Below are 1,207 nucleotides of genomic sequence, written 5' to 3'. Positions count from 1 at the left end.
TAGCTTGTATATCCTTTTTAAAGTCCGCTCTTCAATAATTAACATTACCTAAATAAACTTTTGCTAAAAGTGGATTGACATTAGGTAACAACTAGCCATCAAAATCATTTCTCAGCAATTTCAATTGTTTTTGTAATCTCTAATTTTCAGCATTAATTTTTAACTCCAAGCTCAGTCTATTGTAATCGATAAATATTTAATTTCTTTAAGGATAAATTAAACAAATTCAGTTTTGTTACTTTCTTGATAAATAGCTTTAACAATAGCTTAAAGTTCATATCCTGCTACAGCAACCCCTACAACCGTTATTAGACCAAGTAGCCCGATCCCTCCTACGATACTAAACGGATTTCCCAATGGTGTAAGAATAGCTGCGATCGCAGCAGAATCACCCTTGATATAACTGATGATTTGACTTTTTTTTTGATAAAAACTAATCTATAGGACTCATCTTTGATTGCATGAAAAACTCAGTATCCTTCTAACTTTTTTTCTCTCCTGTTAAGAGTTACCTCCCGATCGCGCTTGCGCTGCGCTTTTCTAGGAGAGGCTTCTCTTCCAGAGACGCTAACGCGCACCACGCAAATAATTTCAGAAATAAAAACAGATTCCTATATCGTTGAAACAAAGTTACTTTCTTTAAATTAACATACCGAAAATTTCAGTTAAAGAATCATCTCATTTTTCTCAATAAAATGCAACAGCATTTCAAACAATTCGGTTGGGACAGTTAGGACAGTTAAGACAGTTAAGACAGTTAAGACAGTTAAGAAATTAATCGCCAACAAGTAATGTTGTTCGCAAAGATTTAAAGCATAATAATTTTATAAATTTAAGTAAATATTTAGATAGATATCTTGACTAAAAAATTCAGATAACCTATGTTTCTGATACAATGAACATAAATTTTGAATATTTGGGCAATAATTGAAAGTTTTCAGAATTGTAATAAATTATAGTTTTGAATAAGTTATAAGTTTATAAAGGTTTATTCATTTTGTTTAATACTTGCCAAGATTTTAATTGGAAAAATCTTAATGGTGAGTGAGATATGGGAACTAACAAAGAGCGCAGCCATAGTGGTATAGTCAGTCGTAGAGAGTGCGACGATGGACGATGATAGGAATCCGAGTACACCCCATTAATTCAAGCGAACGCCAAAAATTTTATTTTAATCATCGCTAAGGACTTTCTTCAGTTCTACTCT

The sequence above is a fragment of the Nostoc sp. DedSLP03 genome, from assembly GCF_034530815.1.
In the GTDB taxonomy this organism is placed as follows: Bacteria; Cyanobacteriota; Cyanobacteriia; order Cyanobacteriales; family Nostocaceae; genus Nostoc.
Note: the sequence above shows the minus strand (reverse complement) of the source record.